At 33.7% G+C, this 21,517-nt stretch carries 19 protein-coding genes; 12 read left to right on the top strand and 7 right to left on the bottom strand.

Translation table 11 applies throughout. From position 1 onward, the window contains the following. Window positions 1–200: 200 nt before the first annotated feature. Window positions 201–548, bottom strand: a complete 348-nt coding sequence (locus LV89_RS18625) for a 4Fe-4S dicluster domain-containing protein (protein WP_109744435.1) — start codon at window positions 546–548, stop codon at window positions 201–203. Window positions 549–742: 194 nt separating this feature from the next. Between LV89_RS18625 and LV89_RS18630 the strand changes: the two genes are divergently transcribed. Continuing rightward, entirely contained in the window at window positions 743–1,759 is a 1,017-nt protein-coding gene (locus LV89_RS18630) for an acyl-CoA reductase (RefSeq protein ID WP_109744436.1), read from the top strand. Between the two features lie 58 nt (window positions 1,760–1,817). Here LV89_RS18630 and LV89_RS18635 read toward each other — a convergent pair whose 3' ends face one another. Genes LV89_RS18635 through trpS form a run of 3 tightly spaced genes read right to left on the bottom strand, consistent with a single transcriptional unit; the run spans window position 1,818 to window position 3,834 of the window. Then, entirely contained in the window at window positions 1,818–2,219 is a 402-nt protein-coding gene (locus LV89_RS18635; RefSeq protein ID WP_109744437.1) for a DUF2147 domain-containing protein, read from the bottom strand. Between the two features lie 29 nt (window positions 2,220–2,248). Beyond that, window positions 2,249–2,809 (bottom strand): phosphatase PAP2 family protein, encoded by a 561-nt coding sequence (locus tag LV89_RS18640; RefSeq protein WP_109744438.1) that lies wholly within the window; start codon window positions 2,807–2,809, stop codon window positions 2,249–2,251. Window positions 2,810–2,862: 53 nt separating this feature from the next. Beyond that, complete coding sequence (gene trpS / locus LV89_RS18645) at window positions 2,863–3,834, bottom strand: tryptophan--tRNA ligase (protein ID WP_109744439.1); 972 nt, start codon at window positions 3,832–3,834, stop codon at window positions 2,863–2,865. Window positions 3,835–4,005: 171 nt separating this feature from the next. On the opposite strand from trpS, the gene LV89_RS18650 reads away from it, so the two are divergent. From LV89_RS18650 to dnaE, 4 genes are all read left to right on the top strand, one after another. Further along, window positions 4,006–4,689 carry a DUF2461 domain-containing protein gene (locus tag LV89_RS18650; RefSeq protein ID WP_109744440.1) on the top strand — a complete coding sequence of 228 codons (684 nt, stop codon included), beginning with the start codon at window positions 4,006–4,008 and terminating at the stop codon, window positions 4,687–4,689. A gap of 32 nt (window positions 4,690–4,721) precedes the next feature. Further along, on the top strand, window positions 4,722–5,657 hold the full coding sequence (locus LV89_RS18655; protein WP_109744441.1) for an SGBP N-terminal domain-containing protein: 936 nt from the start codon (window positions 4,722–4,724) through the stop codon (window positions 5,655–5,657). 116 nt (window positions 5,658–5,773) lie between these two features. Continuing rightward, a complete protein-coding gene (locus LV89_RS18660) occupies window positions 5,774–6,589 on the top strand; it encodes a hypothetical protein (protein WP_109744442.1) in 816 nt (271 codons plus the stop codon). A gap of 73 nt (window positions 6,590–6,662) precedes the next feature. After that, on the top strand, window positions 6,663–10,250 hold the full coding sequence (gene dnaE / locus LV89_RS18665) for a DNA polymerase III subunit alpha (RefSeq protein WP_109744443.1): 3,588 nt from the start codon (window positions 6,663–6,665) through the stop codon (window positions 10,248–10,250). A 235-nt stretch (window positions 10,251–10,485) separates the two neighbouring features. On the opposite strand, the gene mtaB is transcribed toward dnaE, so the two are convergent. Continuing rightward, complete coding sequence (gene mtaB, locus LV89_RS18670; protein ID WP_109744444.1) at window positions 10,486–11,811, bottom strand: tRNA (N(6)-L-threonylcarbamoyladenosine(37)-C(2))-methylthiotransferase MtaB; 1,326 nt, start codon at window positions 11,809–11,811, stop codon at window positions 10,486–10,488. Window positions 11,812–11,894: 83 nt separating this feature from the next. Beyond that, complete coding sequence (locus LV89_RS18675) at window positions 11,895–12,920, bottom strand: glutamine synthetase beta-grasp domain-containing protein (protein ID WP_109744445.1); 1,026 nt, start codon at window positions 12,918–12,920, stop codon at window positions 11,895–11,897. A 459-nt stretch (window positions 12,921–13,379) separates the two neighbouring features. Between LV89_RS18675 and LV89_RS18680 the strand changes: the two genes are divergently transcribed. The 3 genes from LV89_RS18680 to LV89_RS18690 all read left to right on the top strand — a co-directional run bounded on the left by LV89_RS18680 (window position 13,380) and on the right by LV89_RS18690 (window position 17,158). Further along, a complete protein-coding gene (locus LV89_RS18680; RefSeq protein WP_109744446.1) occupies window positions 13,380–15,584 on the top strand; it encodes a glutamine synthetase III family protein in 2,205 nt (734 codons plus the stop codon). 82 nt (window positions 15,585–15,666) lie between these two features. Further along, window positions 15,667–16,230, top strand: coding sequence for a hypothetical protein (locus LV89_RS18685; protein WP_109744513.1), 564 nt, complete (start codon window positions 15,667–15,669; stop codon window positions 16,228–16,230). 85 nt (window positions 16,231–16,315) lie between these two features. After that, on the top strand, window positions 16,316–17,158 hold the full coding sequence (locus LV89_RS18690; RefSeq protein ID WP_109744447.1) for an AAA family ATPase: 843 nt from the start codon (window positions 16,316–16,318) through the stop codon (window positions 17,156–17,158). A gap of 41 nt (window positions 17,159–17,199) precedes the next feature. Here LV89_RS18690 and LV89_RS18695 read toward each other — a convergent pair whose 3' ends face one another. After that, window positions 17,200–18,105, bottom strand: coding sequence for an Rpn family recombination-promoting nuclease/putative transposase (locus LV89_RS18695; protein WP_146199208.1), 906 nt, complete (start codon window positions 18,103–18,105; stop codon window positions 17,200–17,202). Window positions 18,106–18,198: 93 nt separating this feature from the next. Here LV89_RS18695 and LV89_RS18700 point away from each other — a divergent pair, with 93 nt between their 5' ends. From LV89_RS18700 to LV89_RS18715, 4 genes are all read left to right on the top strand, one after another. After that, on the top strand, window positions 18,199–18,714 hold the full coding sequence (locus LV89_RS18700) for a hypothetical protein (RefSeq protein ID WP_109744449.1): 516 nt from the start codon (window positions 18,199–18,201) through the stop codon (window positions 18,712–18,714). Window positions 18,715–18,728: 14 nt separating this feature from the next. Beyond that, entirely contained in the window at window positions 18,729–19,928 is a 1,200-nt protein-coding gene (locus LV89_RS18705; protein WP_109744450.1) for a vWA domain-containing protein, read from the top strand. 118 nt (window positions 19,929–20,046) lie between these two features. Beyond that, window positions 20,047–20,751 (top strand): 16S rRNA (uracil(1498)-N(3))-methyltransferase, encoded by a 705-nt coding sequence (locus LV89_RS18710; protein ID WP_109744451.1) that lies wholly within the window; start codon window positions 20,047–20,049, stop codon window positions 20,749–20,751. Continuing rightward, on the top strand, window positions 20,748–21,491 hold the full coding sequence (locus LV89_RS18715) for a DUF4159 domain-containing protein (RefSeq protein ID WP_109744452.1): 744 nt from the start codon (window positions 20,748–20,750) through the stop codon (window positions 21,489–21,491). Before LV89_RS18710 ends, LV89_RS18715 begins: the two co-directional genes overlap by 4 nt. Window positions 21,492–21,517: the final 26 nt, after the last annotated feature.

Below are 21,517 nucleotides of genomic sequence, written 5' to 3' on the forward strand. Positions count from 1 at the left end.
GATTATGAAGATGCAAATACGCTTAAAAAAGCAATAATAAATATATTTGAAAATGTAGGAAGCAAATACACGATTAATTTTGCTTAACTACTTAATTTCCAATTTACATAATTTAAAATTCAATGAAAAAAAACGCCCTGACTTGTTTCCAAATCAGGGCGTTTTTATATTTTATCAAAGTCTATTGCTAAATGAATAGACTATTCATTGTGTAACCAAGCTTTTTTTGCTAAAAGAGTTTCCTCATCTTCTTCATTGTCAGGGTCTGGGACACAACAATCTACTGGACAAACTGCTGCACATTGTGGCTCTTCATGAAATCCCATACATTCGGTACATTTATCGGTAACGATGTAATAAAATTCATCTGAAACTGGTGTCATTGGGTCTTTACCTCCAATTACGGAACCGTCTTCTAATTCTACATCAATTAATTTTGTACCGCCTGACCATGTCCATTCTACGCCACCTTCATAAATAGCGGTATTAGGGCATTCTGGTTCACAAGCCCCGCAGTTTATACATTCTTCTGTGATGATAATTGCCATATTATTAAAGTTTATGAATTTTAGCGTAAATATCGTTTTGCCTTTTTTATGATTATATTATTGGTAGCGAATGCTAAAACTCAAATTCTAAGCAAATTTAATAGGTAAATTTTGAATAGCCTATAAACCTACGAGACTATTGTAAAATATTTATTTGATAAGTTTTGAGTAAATTGCAGAAAAATTGATAAAACATGACATTACAAGCGAGAATCAAGGCATTTGCTGAATTAGGACGATTTTTGAGAGACGAAAATAATCGAAGTGAAATTGAACTTTGGGCGGATAAGGCTTCACATCAAAATAATTGGTTTACAGTTGAAAATACTTTTAAAGCCCTAAAAAGTATCTCTGAATACTTTTTGACTGAAGAATTGTTAACGCAATGGACTGACCTTTATGAGATTCCTGATACTCCTAAAACTATCAATAGTGTTGGCGTTATTATGGCTGGAAATATTCCTGCGGTTGGTTTTCATGATTTGCTGACTATTATTTTATCGGGTCATGTATGTGTAGCAAAAGTAAGTTCTCAGGATTCTTATTTGATGTTGGCTCTCATTGAAAAATTGTTAGAAATTGAGCCAAATTTAGAAATCAGATTAGCGGATAAAATGAATGAAGTAGATGCTCTAATTGCCACAGGTTCAGATAATTCTGCTCGATATTTTGAATATTACTTCAGAAATAAACCACATATAATTCGTCAGAATAGAACTTCTGTTGCCATTCTGAACGGAGAGGAAACAGAAGAGGATTTCTTGAATTTAGGAGGAGATATTACTGATTATTTTGGATTAGGATGTCGGAATATTTCTAAAATGTACGTACCTGCGGATTATGATTTTACCAAATTTTACGATTCAATAGAATCTTTAGGGGATATTTTTTATCATAATAAGTACAAAAACAATTACGATTACAACAAGTCAATTTATTTGGTAAATCAAATTCATCATTATGATAATGGATTTTTGATATTAACCCCAAATGATGCCTTGGTATCACCAATTTCTGTTGTTTTTTACGAAAACTATGAAAGTCAAGAAGATTTGAAAAATATTATTTCGTCTCAAATAGACAAAATTCAATGTGTTGTTTCAAAAAATGGATGGTTTGAAGGAAGTTTTAATTTTGGAGATGCCCAAAAACCTAAACTCTGGGATTATGCAGATGGCGTAGATACAATGGCGTTTCTGTTGAGTTTGTAATTCGTAACACAGACTTCAGTCTGTATGATTTTACACAGACTGAAGTCTGTGTTACAAATTACTCTGCACGAGTTAAAATAACTGTTTTCCCAAACATTGGTGAACCCACAAAACCTCTCACACTTAACGTTTTCTCATCTTTTAAAGTCATTTTGCCAGAAACGGTCATGCCACTTCTTGGGTCGCTAACCTGTCCGCCTGTCCAAAGGTTTTTCTCTTCGTAAGTAAATTTTTTAAATATCTGATAACCGACAGTTGGTTTTACTTTCAAATCTTCTTTTTTAGCATTAGGAGCTATCCAAATGATTTTCCCAAAATATTCTTTCTCAACTTTATATATCTGAATTTTTGAGCCTTTACCTTCTGTAAACCAAATTCCAACGATTTTTTCAGAATCATCAGTAAACGAGAAAAAGCTTGAAAATATAAAAAGTAATAAAAATATTTTTGGAAATTTCATAAATCAAAGAGCTATTGTTTTAAAACTTTCTATTTAGAAAATGAAAAATGCTTATATTTATTGTACACTATATTACAAAATATTGCTGCTAAAACGCCAATTCCTGCACCTGTAAGTACATCGAGTGGATAATGTACGCCCACGTAAATACGACTATATGAAACAATTATTGCCCATAAATAAAAATATTTGAGTGATGGAATTTGCTTACCAAATAATAGAAAAAGACTGGTTGCTAAGGTAAACGAATTGGCCGCATGAGATGAGCAAAAGCCAAATTGCCCGCCACAGTCGCCCACAACATGAACTAATTGCTGAATGGCAGATTCATGGCAAGGTCTTAAGCGTTGTACCAATGGTTTAAGAATTCCTGAACAAATTCTATCAGAAATTACTACGCTCATAATTATTGATAAAAGTATTCCAATAGCTTGTTGTCGATATTTCCAGATAATACTTCCTATAATGAGTACATACAAAGGAATCCACTCATTTTTGCCCGAAACAAAAGCCATGATTTTATCAAAACTTTCATTATGATGAGAATTTAGCCACAAAAATGCTTGTGTATCAAGTTCATTTAAACGCATATACAAAGTTTTTACTTTAAGATATTGAAAATCACAGAATTGTTATTCGCTAATTATAAGTTCATACGGTTTCGTACTCTTTCCATTGTGGCTTTGGCAATAACTTCTGCTTTTGCTTCTCCTGCTTGTAGTTTTTCTTCTAACTCTTCAATATGATTCATATAATAATCAAATTTCTCTCTTTCCTCCGCAAACTCACGAACTAAAACTGTATGAAGAGCATTTTTTGCGTGTCCATAACCGTAACCGCCAGCCAAATAATTCTGACGCATCTCTGCAATTTCGTCTGGATTAGCAACTAATGAATACAATTTGAAAACATTGTCCGTATCTGGATTTTTTGGGTCTTCTAAAGGAGTAGCATCAGTTACCACTTTTTTAACAACTTTCAATAAATCCTTCTCATTCAAGAAAATATCAATGTAATTATTCAGCGACTTACTCATTTTTTGTCCATCAATTCCAGGAATTGTCATCACAGACTCATCAATTTTTGCTTCTGGAAGAATTAGCGTGTCTTCTCCATACTGACGATTAAATGCTCCTCCCAAATCACGAGTCATTTCCAAATGTTGTCTTTGGTCTTTTCCAACTGGCACCAAATGAGCATCATACAACATAATATCTGCCGCTTGTAAAACAGGATACGTGAAAAGTCCTGCGTTTACGTCTGCCAATTTTTCAGATTTATCTTTAAAACTATGAGCATTTGCTAACATTGGAAATGGAGTAAAGCAATTCAAATACCACATCAATTCTGTATGATAACCTGCCAATTTTGATTGACGGTAAAAAAAGTTTTTATCGGCATCAAATCCGCAAGCTAACCATGCTGCTGCAATGGCATACGTATTTTCACGTAGTTGTTTGCCGTCTTTCAAAGAAGTTAGCGTATGTAAATCTGCAATGAATAAAAATGATTCATTGTTAGGATTTTTCGAAAGTTGAATAGCGGGTTTTATCGCACCAAGGATATTGCCTAAGTGTGGTCTGCCTGATGCTTGTATGCCTGTTAGAATTCGCATTTTTTGAAGCACGAACGAAATGTTCGTAGTTTTTATAAGTTTTGTATCTGCAAAATTCACAAAAAACTACCAATCCATCAAATCAAGCATGAGGATATTTGTGTAAATCATTATCTTTGATTTTAAAAGCAACCATATTAATCCTTTAATTGTCTAATTATCAACCTCATCATGTCAATTACCAATAATACCTTTGAATATTTACAAGACCTTAAAAATAATAATAATCGTGAGTGGTTTCATGCCAATAAGAAGAGATACGATACTGTAAAAGCAAATTTTGAAGAAACCATCAAAGCGTTAATTGTTTCTATCGGCGAATTTGAAAACATGACGGGCGTACAAGTAAAAGATTGTAATTACAGAATTGCTCGTGATGTAAGATTTTCACTGAATAAAGACCCTTATAAAACATGGCTTTCTGCCAGTTTTTCAGAAGGAGGTAGAAAGTCTGGTAAAATGGATTATTATCTACATATTCAAGAAGGAGAGTCTTTTTTAGGTGGAGGAATGTATTCGCCAACGCCTGAGCAATTAGCAAAGCTTCGTCAAGAAATTGATTATAATGCTAAAGAATTAAAAGATATTATTTACAATCCAGATTTTGTAAGAGTTTTTGGTGAAGCAGAGGGAGAAGCTGTAAAATCTGCCCCAAAAGGCTATTCCAAAGAACATCCAGAAATTGAATTATTGCGTAAAAAACAAATGTTTTATTGGCATAAATTCACCAAAGAAGAAGTTTGTTCTCCTGATTTTGTAAAAAAAGTAACAGAAGTTTGTAGAACATTGAAACCCTTTTTAGACTTTTTAAATTACGTATTTTTTGAACATCAAGAACCTGAAATTGATTTATAGAAAAACTAAATTTACATTTCCACTAATTTGCTATGAAAAAATATTTACACGCATTTTTATTTATTTTGCCTTCTTTAGTTTATTTATCAAGTTGTTCTTCGGAATTACCAGAATTGAAAGTTCCTCAAAGCTCACAAAAACAATTACTAAGTTTTAAGTTTCTTGATTTTAATCCTGTTGCAGATGGAGATATTGATACTTCTACCAGAAAAGTAAAAGTGCGTGTGCCAGTTGGTACAAAAGTTACGGCGTTAATTCCTACACTTACTGTTTCTTCTCAGGCAACGTCTTTTCCTCAGTCATTAGTGGCTCAAAATTTTACTAAACCTGTAACATATATGGTTACGGCGGCAGATTGTACCAAAAGAGCTTTTGAAGTAACGGTTGAGGTTGCTCTGACAACTGACCCAGAAATTACAGGAATTGAAACGATTTCAGCGAAAACGACAGATTCATTCTTTATCTATGGAAAGAATTTGACTCGTACAGGTGCCATTACAAAATTCTTTTTAACTTCTAAATTGACAGGTAAAACGTATGATTTGTCAAATGTGAGTTTAACCACAACCCAAGCAAAAGTTCAGATTCCGCATGATGTTCCAGTTGGGTTATATTCGATAACCGTTGATGTAAATGGAAGACAAGTAAAATATCGTACTTTAGATTTGAAAATTACAGGAATAGGTACACAAATTATCATCGATAGAATGACGGTTTTGGCATATATTAGAGGACAAGACTTAATTATTACAGGTAATAACATAAAAGCTACAAAGGTTCAGATTAGATTTCAGCCACAATTGGGTAGCACAACTCAATTGAAAGATGCCGTTTTGAATGCTGAAGGAACTGAAATTAAATATAAAATCGAAACTACATTTCCTGCTCCCTATCGTTGGACATTAACTGTTCTTTTAGATGGAGTATCTTATGCTTTGCCCGATTTAGTGACGATAACAGCAAAGTAAATAAGTAGGGATTAGGATTTAGGATTTTCATAAGCAATTGATAACCATGTTTATGAAGATACTAAATCTACCCCTTACTTACCATAAAACTACATTTTAAAATTAATACTTATATCATGAAAAATTACGTTTATGTTCTCATTACTTATCTATTTTCTAATATTTGTTTAGGGCAAAATGCTAATAAAATAGTTAATGTCAAAGCTAAAGAGATTAACACAATTGGGATTTTGCCTATTATTAGCTCTATAAATATTTTAAAAGTTGATGATGAAAAAGTAAGTCAAGAATTAATTAATGAGACGAATTCAATTACAAATAACATTACAGAGCAGTCATTAGATAGTTTATTTAGACTAATAAATTTACCATCAAAAAAGATACAGCTAGATTCAACTTCAATGAATATCTTTTTAAAAGATATTCAATACTATTTTACCTTCATAAAATCACAAAATCCGTATAACTCATATGGCAAACCTAAAATGAAGGAATTCCTTGAAAGAATGAGGGTCTATGATTTTATGGCTAATGTCATAAAATCAAATAATCTTAGATATGCACTTTGTATAGTCAATAACGGGTTTACCAGAACTCAGAAAGATGAAATAAAAAGACAAGCTCAAGTTCAAAAAAATAATCAAAGACAAGCTTTTTGGGTAGGATTTGGAGCAATTGGAGGATTAATTGGGGCTTTAAGTTCTCAGGCAGATTCAGGTTATCAAACCTACTTTGCAACAGGTACTACTTCCTATGCTTTTCTATTCGATGCAGAAACTAAGAAAATTGTAAATTACTTTATAAATACTACTGAATCAGACCCTATAAATCTAATGATGATTCAGAATAAGCAGATAATCCCACTTTTTAATGATTTTTGGGTTTGGTATCATCCAGAAGCTCAAAGATATGTGAAAATGGAAAGAAAATAATCTTTAACACGCCAAGCGACCTAATCAGTCGCTTTTTTTGTTTACTTTGTAATAAAATTAATTCCCTTACTCAATGCAATTTTCCCACTTACACTGTCATACACAATATTCACTTCTTGATGGAGCTTCAAAAATTTCTGGACTTTTTGCCAAAGCAAAAGCTGATAATATGCCTGCGGTTGCCATTACTGACCACGGAAATATGTTTGGAGCGTTCCAATTTGTGGCAGAAGCTGGTAAACATGAAGGCGTAAAACCCATTGTTGGTTGCGAGTTTTATGTCGTTGAAGACCGTCATAAACGTCAATTCTCGAAAGAACAAAAAGATAAACGTTATCACCAATTAATGCTCGCTAAAAATGCGGAAGGTTATGCTAATTTAGTAAAAATGTGTTCTTTAGGATACATTGAAGGACTTTACGGTAAATATCCACGTATTGATAAAGAATTAATTTTAAAGTACCATAAAGGTCTTATCGCCACCACTTGTTGTTTGGGTGCAGCTGTGCCTCAAGCTATTTTAAGAGATGGGGAAGAAGCCGCTGAAAAAGAATTCAAATGGTGGTTAGATTTGTTCGGGGAGGACTATTATGTGGAGGTGCAAAATCACCAAATTCCTGACCAATTGAAGTGTAATGAGGTTTTGTTACGTTTTGCCAAAAAGTATAATGTAAAAGTAATTGCTTCAAATGATGCACATTATCTTGACCAAAAAGATGCCAATGCACACGATATTTTGCTTTGCATAAACACGGGTGAAAAACAAGCAACACCAACGTATAAAGACATTGACGATGATGCAGGAACATCAACCAAAGGAAAACGTTTTGCTTTTTATAATGATGAATTTTATTTCAAGAATACCGCAGAAATGACAAAACTCTGGAGCCATGTTCCAGAAGCGATTGATAATACGAATGAAATTGTAGGCAAAATTGATACCCTGAAATTAAAGCAGGACATTATGTTGCCCAATTATGAAATACCCAAAGAGTTTGCTACACAGGATATTTACCTTGAACATATTACTTGGGAAGGTGCAAGAAAACGTTACGGAGATAATTGGGAATTACCAGAAGTTAAAGAGCGAATCGGTTTTGAATTGCACACAATTCGGACGATGGGATTTGCAGGCTACTTTCTTATTGTTCAAGATTTTATCAACAAAGGGAAAGAAATTGGCGTTTATGTAGGGCCGGGGCGTGGTTCGGCTGCGGGTTCAGTGGTGGCGTATTGTATTGGTATTACAAATATTGACCCTATTAAGTATAATTTACTTTTTGAACGTTTCCTTAATCCAGACCGTAAATCAATGCCCGATATTGATACCGACTTTGACGATGAAGGTCGCCAAAAGGTAATTGATTATGTGGTAGAAAAATATGGTAAACAGCAGGTGGCTCACATTGTAACTTATGGTACAATGGCAGCCAAAATGTCTATCAAAGACGTTGCTCGTGTGATGGATTTACCTTTGAATGAATCTAACGAATTAGCAAAGTTAGTGCCTGATAAACCCGGAACAAACTTAAATAGGGTAATGAATGCACCGATGACAGGAGCGAGTTCATTAGCTGAAAAAGAGGGATTACAGGCGGAAGACCTCGAAAATATTAAAAAACTGAGAGATATTCGCCGTGAAGGTTCTTTGCGTTCAAGAGTTTTAGAAGAAGCATTAATTTTAGAGGGTTCTGTACGTGGCACAGGGATTCATGCGGCAGGTATTATCATTGCTCCCAAAGATTTATCGGATATTTTACCCGTAGCTACTTCAAAAGAGGTAAACCTATTAATTACACAATTTGAAGGAAAAATCATTGAGGATGCTGGCGTAATTAAAATGGACTTTTTAGGATTGAAAACGCTTTCAATTCTCAAAGAAGCTATTCGATTAATTAAGCAAAATCATGGTATTGATATTGATTTGGATACTTTGCCATTAGATGATAAAAAAACCTATGAACTTTATCAGAGAGGAGAAACTAACGCAACTTTCCAATTTGAATCGGGCGGTATGCAAAAACACCTCCTCGACCTTAAACCTGACCAGTTTTCGGATTTAATTGCCATGAACGCACTTTACCGTCCAGGGCCAATTGCTTACATTCCAAACTTTATTGCCCGTAAGCATGGTCGTGAAGAAATTGTTTACGATTTACCAGAGATGGAAGAATATCTGGCTGATACTTATGGAATTACGGTTTATCAAGAGCAGGTAATGCTTTTATCCCAAAAAATTGCAGGCTTCTCGAAAGGAGATGCCGACGTACTTCGTAAAGCAATGGGTAAAAAAGACCGCTACACACTTGATAAAATGAAAAGTAAGTTTGTGGAAGGAGCGAAGGAAAAAGGACATCCAGAAGATAAGTTAAATAAAGTTTGGACTGACTGGGAGGCATTTGCACAATATGCTTTCAACAAATCTCACTCAACTTGCTACGCCTTTGTGGCATATCATACGGGTTATTTAAAAGCACATTATCCGTCTGAATATATGGCGGCGGTAATGTCTAACTCGCTTGGACAGATTGAAAAGATTACCTTCTTTATGGAAGAATGTCGTAGAATGGGATTACCCGTTTTAGGGCCAGATGTAAATGAATCTTACCGTTCATTTGCCGTAAATAAAAAAGGAGAAATTCGTTTTGGATTAGCTGCCATCAAAGGAACGGGCGATGCTGCCGTAGAAAGTATCATTGAGGAAAGAGATAAAAATGGACCTTATAAAGATATTTATGATTTTGTAAAAAGAGTAAATCTTAGAACTGTAAATAAGAAAACGATTGAAAGTTTAGCGTATGCAGGTGGTTTTGACTGTTTTGAAGAAATAAACGGATTACACCGTGCCATTTATTTTGAAGATGTAGAAGGTTCTAATTTTATTGAAAAATTAATCCGTTATGCCAATAAAGCAGTTGAAGATGCCGCTTCTGCACAGGCTTCTTTATTTGGAATGATGGGCGACGGTGGAGGAGGAGCAATTGCTACCCCAAAAATCCCAAATATTGAGAAATGGGGACAAATGGAAAAACTGAAATTCGAGAAAGATGTGGTCGGAATTTATATTTCTGGTCACCCTTTGGACGAATATCGTTTAGAGTTAGATAGCTTTTGTTCATGTACCCTCGACCGTGTGATGGAACCTATTTTTAGAGGAAAGGAAGTTGCGGTCGGAGGAATCGTTACCAAAGCCATTGAAAGATTTTCAAAGAATGGAAATCCGTTTATGCTTTTTACTTTAGAAGATTATAGCGGAAATTATGAATTTGCCCTCTTTGGCGAGGATTTCGTGAATCTTGCCAAATATATAGCACCAGACCGTTTCTTGTATATTAAAGGCGTCATCAAAAATAAATGGGGACGACCAGACGAATGGGAGTTTAAACCTGCCAGTGTTCGTTTACTTTCCGAAATTAGAAATCAGTTTGCTAAAGAATTGAAAATTACGCTTGGGTTACAAATGATAAATGAGGAGGTGATAAATCAATTAAATCAAGCGGTTTCAAAAAATCATGGGACTTGCAGTTTGACCGTATCCGTTTATGACCCTGATGAGAGAGTTGAGGTTACCATGATGTCCAGAAAAGGGAAAATTTCTCCTTCAAATGAATTTTTAGAAGAAATTTTAAAAATCAATGGCTTGGTTTATAAATTGAATTGATAGACGAGTTCAATTTTATTTACAACTATTATTGACGAAAATGGAATAATATACTAATTTGATAGGATATATTTTATTTTTAACTATATTTTACCGAGAAATCTTAATTTCAGTGGTAAACCCTTATAGTTATCTAAAATTTAAGTTTTAACTTTATCGAACCACAGGTCAATTCTTGTGGTTTTGTTTTGTTATAAAAAAAGGCTGACCCAATTGGGATAGCCTTTTTTCGTTTTTAGTGCGTTTCAAAAACTTCTGCTTCTTCCACTTCAACTATCATATTGTCATTTATTGAAACCAGAGCCACCTGTTTGATTTCATTGATTAATAGCGGGTCATATTTTGCAGTCACTCGTACATAATTTTCTGTAAAACCTTGCATCATGCCATTTTCAATATCTTCTTCAAAAAGCACGCTGAAAGTTTTACCTATTTGTTGTTCATAAAAATATCGACGTTTTTTATCAGATAGAATATGTAACATTTTTGACCTTTCAGACCTTTTGTTCATCGGTACAACTGGTTTGATGTTTATGGCAGTTGTATTTTCTCTTTCTGAATAAGTAAAAACGTGTAAATAGCTGATATTTAATTCATTTAAGAAATTATAAGTTTCAATGAAATCATCTTCTGTTTCACCCGCATGACCTACAATAACATCAACTCCTATGCAACAATCTGGCATTAAGGTTTTTATTTTATTAACTCTATCAACGTACAATTCTCTTTTGTAACGTCTTTTCATTAACCCCAAAATCTTATTTGAACCCGATTGTAAAGGAATATGAAAATGTGGAACAAATCGTTTCGATTGTGCTACAAACTCAATAATTTCATCGGTCAATAAATTTGGCTCGATTGATGAAATCCTAAATCTTTCAATGCCTTCCACTTCATCCAGAGCTTTGACCAAATCAAAGAACGTTTCTTCTCTTTTGCCATTTTTTAAACCAAAATCACCTATATTTACGCCTGTCAGCACAATTTCTTTCACACCACTTTCAGCGATTTCTCTGGCAGCTTTCAATACATTTTCAATACTATCAGAACGACTTGCTCCACGTGCGAGCGGAATGGTACAATATGCACAAGGATAATCGCAACCGTCTTGTACTTTCAAAAATGTACGAGTACGGTCATTTAAAGAATATGAAGTATGATAATCAATCGCTTCTTCAATATTTTGGTTATATATTTTAGCCGTTTTATTCGAAGGTTCTTTTACGAATCCATCTAATAAATCTATCAATTGAAATTTCTCTGCCGCACCCAAAACTGCATCTACACCTTCAATATCTGCAATTTCCTGTGGTTTTAATTGTGCATAACAACCAATAATTGCTACATAACCATCAGGATTAATTTTATTTGCCTCTTTTACTATTTTCTTACACTTTTTATCAGCGTTTTCTGTTACCGAACAGGTATTAACGATAAAAATATCTGGCTTTTGGTTGAATTCAACTTTCTCATACCCCTTCGATTCAAACATTCTTGAGATAGTTGAAGTTTCTGAGTAATTAAGTTTACAGCCTAATGTATAAAATGCTACCTTTTTCATTTTGCAAAGATACGGAAGGATTTAAGCACAACAAAAAAAGCCCGTCTTCAAAGACGGGCTTTCTATATTTTGAATCAAAAAAACTAAACTTTAGCAGTTTTAACAGTTTTGATGATACGAGCAGCAACTTTATAAGGGTCAGCAGCCGAGTTTGGACGACGGTCTTCCAACCATCCTTTCCATCCTTTTTGCACAGCAGCAATAGGAATACGGATTGAAGCACCACGGTCAGAAACTCCGTAAGAGAATTGATCGATTGATTGTGTTTCGTGCTTACCAGTTAAACGTAAGTGGTTATCAGCTCCGTAAACTTCGATGTGTTCTTTAACGAAAGGTTCGAAAGCTTGACAAATAATGTCATAAGTTTCTTTGTTACCAGCAGTTCTCAATGCAGTGTTAGAGAAGTTTGCGTGCATACCTGAACCATTCCAGTCAGTATCGCCAAGTGGCTTACAGTGGTAGTTAACCCAAACACCGTGTTTTTCACAAATTCTTTCTAATAAATATCTTGCAACCCAGATTTCATCACCAGCTTGTTTTGCACCTTTAGCAAAACATTGGAATTCCCACTGACCAGCAGCAACTTCAGCGTTGATACCTTCAACGTTCAAGCCAGCTTGTAAACAGTATTCTAAGTGTTCTTCGATGATATGACGACCATAAGCGTTTTTCGCTCCAACTGAACAATAGTATTGTCCTTGTGGTGCTGGATATCCGTTTGCAGGGAAGCCTAATGGAAGATTAGTTTTCAAATCATACAAGAAATACTCTTGTTCAAATCCAAACCAGAAATCGTTATCATCATCTTCAATTGTAGCACGTCCGTTTGATTCGTGTGGATTACCATCTGAATCTAAAACTTCACACATTACAAGGTAAGAAGGTGTTCCTAATAAAGAACGTTCTGGATCCTTACAAATGTAAACTGGTTTCAATTGACAGTCAGAAGAGCCACCTGGAGCTTGTTGAGTTGAAGAACCATCGAAAGACCAGATATCACAGTCTTCTAATTTTCCACTAAAATTGTTTTCGATTTTAGTTTTACTACGAAGGCTTTGTGTTGGTTTATAACCATCGAGCCAAATGTATTCAAGTTTAGCTTTTGACATGATTTTGTAATTGGATTTTTATTTATTCGGTTATTTTTTTGAATTTCTGATACAAAAGTAAACGTGAAAATTGAAAAAACACAAGAAATATTAAATTTTTATCAAATTTTTCAACGAATGACTCTTTTTATAGTGATTTTGAATTATTCTAATTAATCAATGTTTAATCTTTTTAATTAGACAGTAATTAAATTTTGCTATACTCAAATTTACAATAGATTATATTGTAAAACAAGTAAAATGCAGAATAAAATATACTATTCTTGAAATAGTTAAATTATTTCTTGCTATGTTAAATTAAAATCAAAATTGTAATATTTGAAGTCTGAGCAAGGAGACATAAAAAAGTGTGAAAATTATATTTTTTAATAAAAAATTGCATTCCAATTACGATAAATAGATTTTTCTTTTACTTTTATCATCAAGTTTGAAAACTATAAATAACAAAATAAATAAAGTATGGCTATTGCAAGATTTAAAGCCCTTGAATTGGCTCAGACACGACAACCTATCGTCGTGAAAGTGCCAACCGAAAAAGTTACAGATTATTACGGAAGTAATACATTTAACGATGAAGTGATGCGTTCACTGTTAAGTCCTGAAGCCTATTTGAAAATCACGAATGCTATTGAAGATGGGAAAAAGATAGATAGAGAGGCAGCTGACGAAGTTGCCGCAGCAATGAAGTCATGGGCATTAACAAAAGGTGCTACTCATTATACACACTGGTTTCAACCGCTTACTGGTACAACCGCTGAAAAACACGATGCCTTTTTTGATATTACTAATAAAGGAAAAGCAATGGAGAAATTTAAAGGTTCAGCTTTAGTACAACAAGAGCCAGATGCTTCTTCTTTTCCAAACGGAGGAATTCGTTCTACTTTTGAAGCACGTGGATATACTGCTTGGGACCCGTCGTCTCCTGCTTTTATTATGGAAAACTTGGCGGGAACTGCTACTTTATGTATTCCATCGGTTTTTGTTTCATACACAGGCGAGGCTTTAGATTATAAAACTCCTTTATTGAAATCAGGAGAATTAATTGATAAGGCTGCTACGAAAGTAATGAATGAATACTTCAGTAGAGAGGTTTCAAAAGTTACCGCAACTTTAGGAGCAGAACAAGAATATTTTTTGATTGATGAAGCATTATATAATGCTCGTCCAGATTTATTGATGTCGGGTAGAACAGTTTTTGGACATTCACCAGCCAAAGGACAACAATTAGAAGACCATTATTTTGGTTCGATTCCTTCAAGAGTAAATGCTTTTATGGTAGATTTTGAATTGGAAGCCTTAAAATTAGGAATGCCAGTTCGTACTCGCCATAATGAAGTAGCTCCAGCACAATTTGAAGTTGCTCCAACATTTGAAGAAGCAAATTTAGCTTGCGACCATAATGCTTTATTGATGGATTTGATGAATAAAGTAGCCGCAAAACATAAAATGCGAGTTTTATTCCATGAAAAACCATTTGCAGGTATTAACGGTTCTGGAAAACACAATAACTGGGCTTTAGCTACTGATACTGGAATAAACCTTTTAGGTCCTTCAACAAAACCAAAAGAAAATTTACGTTTCTTAACATTCTTTGTTAATACTATCAAGGCGGTTCATGACCATGCAGATTTATTAAGAGCATCAATTGCATCTGCGGGTAACGAACACCGTTTAGGAGCAAACGAAGCTCCTCCTGCTATTGTATCTATTTTTATCGGTACTGAAATGGCAAGAGTTTTGAATGATTTGGAGAATCTTTCAGAAATGAATGATATTAAATTAGAAAAGGGAGATAACGTTTATTTACGTTTAGGAATTAATAAAATTCCAGCACTTCTTTTGGATAATACAGATAGAAACAGAACTTCTCCTTTTGCATTTACAGGAAATAAATTTGAATTCCGTGCTGTTGGTTCATCTGCAAATTCTGCAACGCCAATGACGATTTTGAATACAATTGTTGCCAATCAATTATTTAAGTTTAGAGAAGAAGTTGATGTATATCTTGAAAAAGGTGTTAAAAAAGAATTGGCAATTGTTGAAGTGCTTAAAAAATATGTAAAACAATCTAAGAAAATCCTTTTTGAAGGAAATGGATATTCTGACGAATGGGTTGCTGAAGCAGAATCTCGTGGTTTATCAAACTTGAAAACAACGCCAGAGGCTTTAGCCAAATATTTAGACCCGTCTGCTATTGAATTGTTTTCGAAACATGGTATTTTTAATGAAGTAGAAATGCACGCTCGTTTTGAAATTGAAATTGAAAACTATATCAAAAAAATTCAAATTGAATCTCGTGTAATTGGAGATTTAGCAATTAATCATATTGTTTCAACCTCTTTAAAATATCAAACTCAATTGGTTGATAACGTGCGTGGTCAACAAGAGATTGGTATTGACCCACAATATTTTGCTCCAACCGTTGAAATCATTAAGAAAATTTCAATTTATACGTCAAAAATTACCAATTTAGTTGATGAAATGACCGAAGCAAGAAAAGAGGCAAATAACATTGATGATTCAGTAGAAAGAGCAAGATTGTACAGCACTAAAGTAAAAGAGTATTTTGAAGAAATACGTTACTGTGTTGACAAATTAGAACTCATCGTTGATGATGATGAGTGGCCTTTACCAAAATATCGTGAAATGTTATTGATTAGATAGTCAAACTTTAAGCCTCCATTAACCAATGGGGGCTTTTTCGTCAATTTTTTATATCTTTGAAGCTAAATCAACTTTATATAAGATGTCATTAAAAAATAATCCTGGACTTGACCCAAAGGAAATCGAACAACTAAAAAAAGAGTGCCTTGAGGCAGGAGCAAAATTTGTATATTTTGAAGAAGAACTCAACGATGAACCCGACCACGTAGAAGAGTTTGTCCATGTTCAATTTGTTGGAAACTACAAAGGTCAAGAAGCCATTTTTGATGCAGTTATTTATTCTTTGCGTTTACATTTTAACAGTATCGTTTACGAAACTGCTGAAAGAAAAGCATTGAAAACATATCCTTTGTATGTGCCGATGGAGAATCGTGATGAGACTTACGAAGCCAATGACGAAATGGATGAAGAAGTAGAATTATACATCACAGAATTGATTGAAGAAATTGAGGAAAACGAAGAAGTGAAGTTGGCTGAACATTTAGAAATTGATGAAAATTTTGAATATGGAATCGGCTTAGATGTTTGCTTAAATGTTGAAGAAGTGGATGATGCTGTAGTTGCCAAATTTGTAAATGATTATTTAGCAGGGACACTAAAATTAGACCCAACTTTATATTCTTTCAAAACGGATTTTGAAGACTAATTTTTAGGGGTTAGAATTTAGGTTTTAGGAATTAGATTTCTGTGAACCATCTAACCCCTAAATCCTAACCCCAAATACCTTCTCAATGTCTTTCCAAGGAACAGAAAATTATATTGCAACTCGTGCTTTGCAAGTAGCTGTAAATGCAGCAGTAACTTTACAAAAACCGCTATTAATTAAAGGCGAACCTGGAACAGGCAAAACACTTTTGGCTTATGAAGTGGCTGCTGCCTTAGGAAAATCACTTTTCACTTGGAATGTAAAATCTACCACAACGGCTCAGCAAGGTTTGTATGAATATGACGCCGTTGCCCGTCTGAGAGATTCTCAATTGGGTGATGGTAACATCAATGATATTGAACATTATATCAAAAAAGGTAAACTTTGGGAGGCTTTTGATTCAGAAGAACAAGTTGTTTTATTGATTGATGAAATTGATAAAGCTGACATTGAATTCCCGAATGACTTATTGAATGAATTGGACAAAATGGAGTTTTATTGTTATGAACTAAAACGCACTATTAAAGCCAAACATCGTCCAATTATTATTATCACTTCCAATAACGAAAAGGAATTGCCCGATGCCTTTCTTCGTCGTTGTTTCTTCCATTATATTTCTTTTCCTGACAGAGAGACGATGAAACAAATCGTTGATGTTCATTATCCAGACTTAGAAGAAAAATTGATAACCAATTCAATGTCAATATTTTATGGTATTAGAGATATAAAAGCCTTGAAGAAAAAACCGTCAACTTCGGAATTAATTGATTGGATAAAATTACTTTTAGTGGGTAAAGTTTCAGCAGATTTGTTAGAAGATTTTCAAAGGAATACAGAAATTCCTCCTTTCATTGGAGCTTTATTGAAAAATGAGCAAGATTCAGGTTTGTATGAGGCTTTGAGAAATAAGACTAAACGCCCTTATTAATATAAGAAGAGTCTCTTGAACTTCAAGAGACTCTTCTTATATTATTTGGACGAAATCATAATTTTTTGAATGATTTCTTCTACTTTTTTTAAAGGCATTTCAAAAGTATCCGCAATAAATGCAGCATCAAACCCTTTTTTAAAAAGACCTTTGATATGCTTGAACGAGTTATTTTCTCTTTCTTCAGTTCTAATTCTGTCTGCAATAGTCATAGCAATAATGTTTACATTTTCAGAAACTTCTGTAAATATAGGCGTTAAATTTTCTTCTGTCAAGTTCAATGCGGTTTCTATATAGACAAACACTGTTTTGATGAATTCAATTTGTTTATCAGCATCCAAACGATTCAATTTTTCTGCCCAGAAAGAACTTAATTTTAAAAACTCTTCTTCGGTATCATGGCTGTGTTTCAATAACATAGTAGTCATACTCAATAAAATGTTTTGAAAATTAGCGATTTGATAATCCTCAATTTTATCAAGTGTAAACAAGAGATAATCAAAATCAGGAACGAACTTTTCCAAAGTCGGATGCAATCCTTTGAAATAGCTTTTCATCGATTTGTACTTCCATTTTCCGCTACCATGATGAATAATAATGGGAATCACGACCGATAATTTCTTTTTCTGCTTGCGTTCTTCTTTCCAAACATTCAGAATGTATTGTAAGAGTTGAAGATGTGGAAATTGTTGAACGTATGACTTATGTTCAAACAAAAGCGTTACTAAAGTCTTTTGACCTGCATATTCTGTTTGATAAACGACATCGGCTAAATATTCGTCTAATTCTTCATCAGTGTAAGAATCTGTTACTCGCTTTAGGGTAGAGAAGTTTAATCTTTCTTTGAGTTCTTCGGGAAAAACTTCTTTGATAAAACTCTCGGCAACTTCTAAACGAGAGAACGTTTCCTTGAAAAATTTATCATGTGCTTTATTTATTTCATTCATAGGGTTGAAATTTAAGCGGTAAATTTCCAATTAAATCTTTTATCTTGCAAGAAGAAATGAATTCTAAAAATTTAGCCTAATTATTCTATACTAATGCTTGCTTTTTATTTTGTAATAGTTTTTTCAATCTTAATTGTTGTGGGGCTACACATTAGTTATTATTACAGTAAAGAGAAGGCTGCATTAACTACTCCAATACTTTTTACATTGTGTAGTCTTGGCTTTATTTTTTTAGTAAAACAGAATTTTGAATTACTGAATAGATTTACTTTAAGACAAGATTGCTTGTTTATCCTAAAAGAAAGAGTTTCTGAAAAAAGGAAAGGGAGTCGAAAAATATTTTTGGGATACAATGGAGTATTACTGAAAAATAATTCCAATGAAAATGGTTTTTTACCTACGCAAACTTTTTATGATTTTAAAGATGAAAAACTCTCTATCGATGATTCAGTAAAAGTTTGGTACTTGCAAGAAAATGATAAACTTATTCTTCAGACTCAAAAAACGAAGACAAATGGTTTTTTAATAATATCAATAATCGAACAAATTTTCATGATTTTGCTTTTTAATTCCCTTTGGTATTGGGTTTTCAAAAGTAAAAAAAGCTAAGTTCCCAATTACAAATGTTCCTCGACTTCTTCTTATACTTAAAAAATAACAAACTCCCTGTCACCATTACAGAATATCTGACGCTCTTGGAGGCGTTGGATAAAGACGTTGTGGAATATGATACGACTGATTTTTATTACTTGAGTAAAACAGTTTTTGTGAAAAATGAGATATTTTTAGACCGCTTTGATGTCTTGTTCGGACAGTATTTTAAAGATGTTTCTAAAATTGGGGCAGAGTTGTTTGCTTTAATTCCAGAAGATTGGCTGAAACAAAATTTGAGTCGAGAGTTTTCGGAAGAAGAAAAGGCTAAAATTGAAGCGATGGGAGGTTTTGAGCAACTTTTAGAGCGTTTGAAGGAATTATTTGAAGAACAAAAAGAGCGTCACGAAGGAGGAAATAAATGGATTGGCACAAACGGAACGTCGCCTTTTGGTAATAATGGGTATAATCCAGAAGGAATAAAAATTGGAAATAATAAATCGGGAGGACAAAGGAGTGCTGTAAAAGTTTGGGAAGACCGTGAATTTAAAAATTATGACGATGACCTTGAACTAAACACTCGAAATATCAAAATGGCTTTGCGTCGTTTGCGTATTCTTACTCGTGAAGGCGTTGAAGATGAACTGGATTTAGAGGGAACAATTCAAGAAACCTCACGAAATGCAGGATTATTGGATATTAAAATGCAAGCCTCCAAAAAGAATAAAGTAAAGGTTTTGTTGCTTTTGGATGTCGGCGGTTCAATGGATGATTATATTGAATTGTGTTCGGAATTGTTTTCTGCTGCAAAATATCAATTCAAAAATTTGGAGCATTTGTATTTTCATAATTGCATTTATGAGACACTTTGGAAAGATAATGAAAGGAGGGGAGAACGAGTTTCGACTTGGGAAATTCTCCATAAATATAACCAAGATTGGAAAGTTGTGATAGTTGGAGATGCCTCAATGGCAACCTATGAAATTACTTCACCACGTGGTAGTATTGAGCATTATAACGAAGAATCGGGCTTGACTTGGCTACAAAAATTGAGTGACCATTTTCCCAATTTAGTGTGGCTAAATCCTACTACTTCAAGTTATTGGCAATATACACAAAGCATTAAAATTATCAGAGATTGGTCTGAAAATAGAATGTTTCCATTGACTATTTCGGGAATTACGCAGGCAATGAAATGTCTGAAAAATAGTAAAATTAGGTATGAACTATGATTTTTATGATTTAATTATTTTAAGATATTTCGACCTGAAAACCGTAATTCTTAACAGCTTCAGTTTAATACAATCCTTACATTTTAAAATCAAATGAATCTTAGTACAAAGATTATTTATGAATATTTTTTACGAACCAAATATAAAGCAAACACTCAAACTTAACGAAGAAGAATCTCGTCATGCCATTAAGGTTTTGCGACTTTCGGCAGGAGATTTGCTCAATGTAGTTGATGGCAAAGGAGGTTTTTTCACTTGTCAAATAAAAACGCCTCACGAAAAGAAATGTGAGATAAAAATTGTTGAAGAAAAACTCAATTTTGGTGTTAGAGATTTCTATATCCATTTAATCATTGCTCCGACCAAAAACTTAGATAGAATTGAGTGGATGGTTGAGAAATGTGTGGAAATTGGCATCAATGAAATTTCTTTTATTCAAACTCGTTATTCTGAACGAAAAGAAATTAAAACGGTTAGAATTGAAAAAATTGCGGTTGGGGCGATGAAGCAATCTTTAAAGGCATTTTTACCCAAAATCAACGAAATGATTTCTTGGAAAGAATTTTTGAAAAAAGACATTTCTGAAAATCAAAAAATGATTGCTCACTTAGAAGAAGGCGATAGAAAATTAATCCAACAAATTGCTCAGCCGAAAGGAAAATATGCCATTTTAATAGGACCAGAAGGAGATTTTAACGAAGAAGAAATTAAACAAGCCATCGAAAAAGGTTTTGCTCCTGTCACATTGGGAGAAAGTCGTTTGAGAACTGAAACCGCAGGATTAGTGGCTTGTCATACATTAAATATTATTAATCAGATATGAAAATACAGTTATCAGTAATTAGTTATCAGTTATCAGTTGTGAGAAACTGGTTTTTAGAGAAAATAGTTGGTCTTTCTCAGTCAACTTTGCGTTTTGGATTCTGTTTACTGTTAATTGTTAACTGTTCACTGACAAACGCTCAAAGTTCTTTTAAAATAGCCAAAATGAAGTACGGAGGTGGAGGAGATTGGTATTGTAATAAAACCTCTTTGGGAAATCTTATCAAGTTTTGTAACAGTAATTTAAGAACAAATATTTCTCCAGAAGAAGACATTGTGGAGCCTTCAAGTCCTGAGCTTTTTACGTATCCATTTGTACATTTAACTGGTCATGGAAATGTGGTTTTTACAGAATCAGAAGCTGCTAATTTGAGAAAATATTTAATCAGTGGTGGTTTTTTACACGTGGATGACAATTATGGTTTGGATAAATTTATTCGTAGAGAAATGAAGAAGGTTTTTCCAGAATTGAGTTTCATAGAATTACCATTTAATCACCCGATTTATTCTCAAAAATATAAATTTACAAGTGGTTTACCGAAGATTCATGAACACGATAATAAGCCTCCACAAGGCTTTGGACTTATTTATCAAGGTCGATTAGTTTGTTTTTATAGCTTTGAATGCGATTTGGGAAATGGTTGGGAAGACCAATCTGTGCATAATGACCCAGATTCTATTCGTCAAAAAGCACTTCAAATGGGAGCAAATCTATTATCTTACGCTCTGACGGTTGATTAAAACTGACATTTGTCAGAATTAATGGA

It is taken from the genome of Arcicella aurantiaca (assembly GCF_003148625.1).
In the GTDB taxonomy this organism is placed as follows: domain Bacteria; phylum Bacteroidota; class Bacteroidia; order Cytophagales; family Spirosomataceae; genus Arcicella; species Arcicella aurantiaca.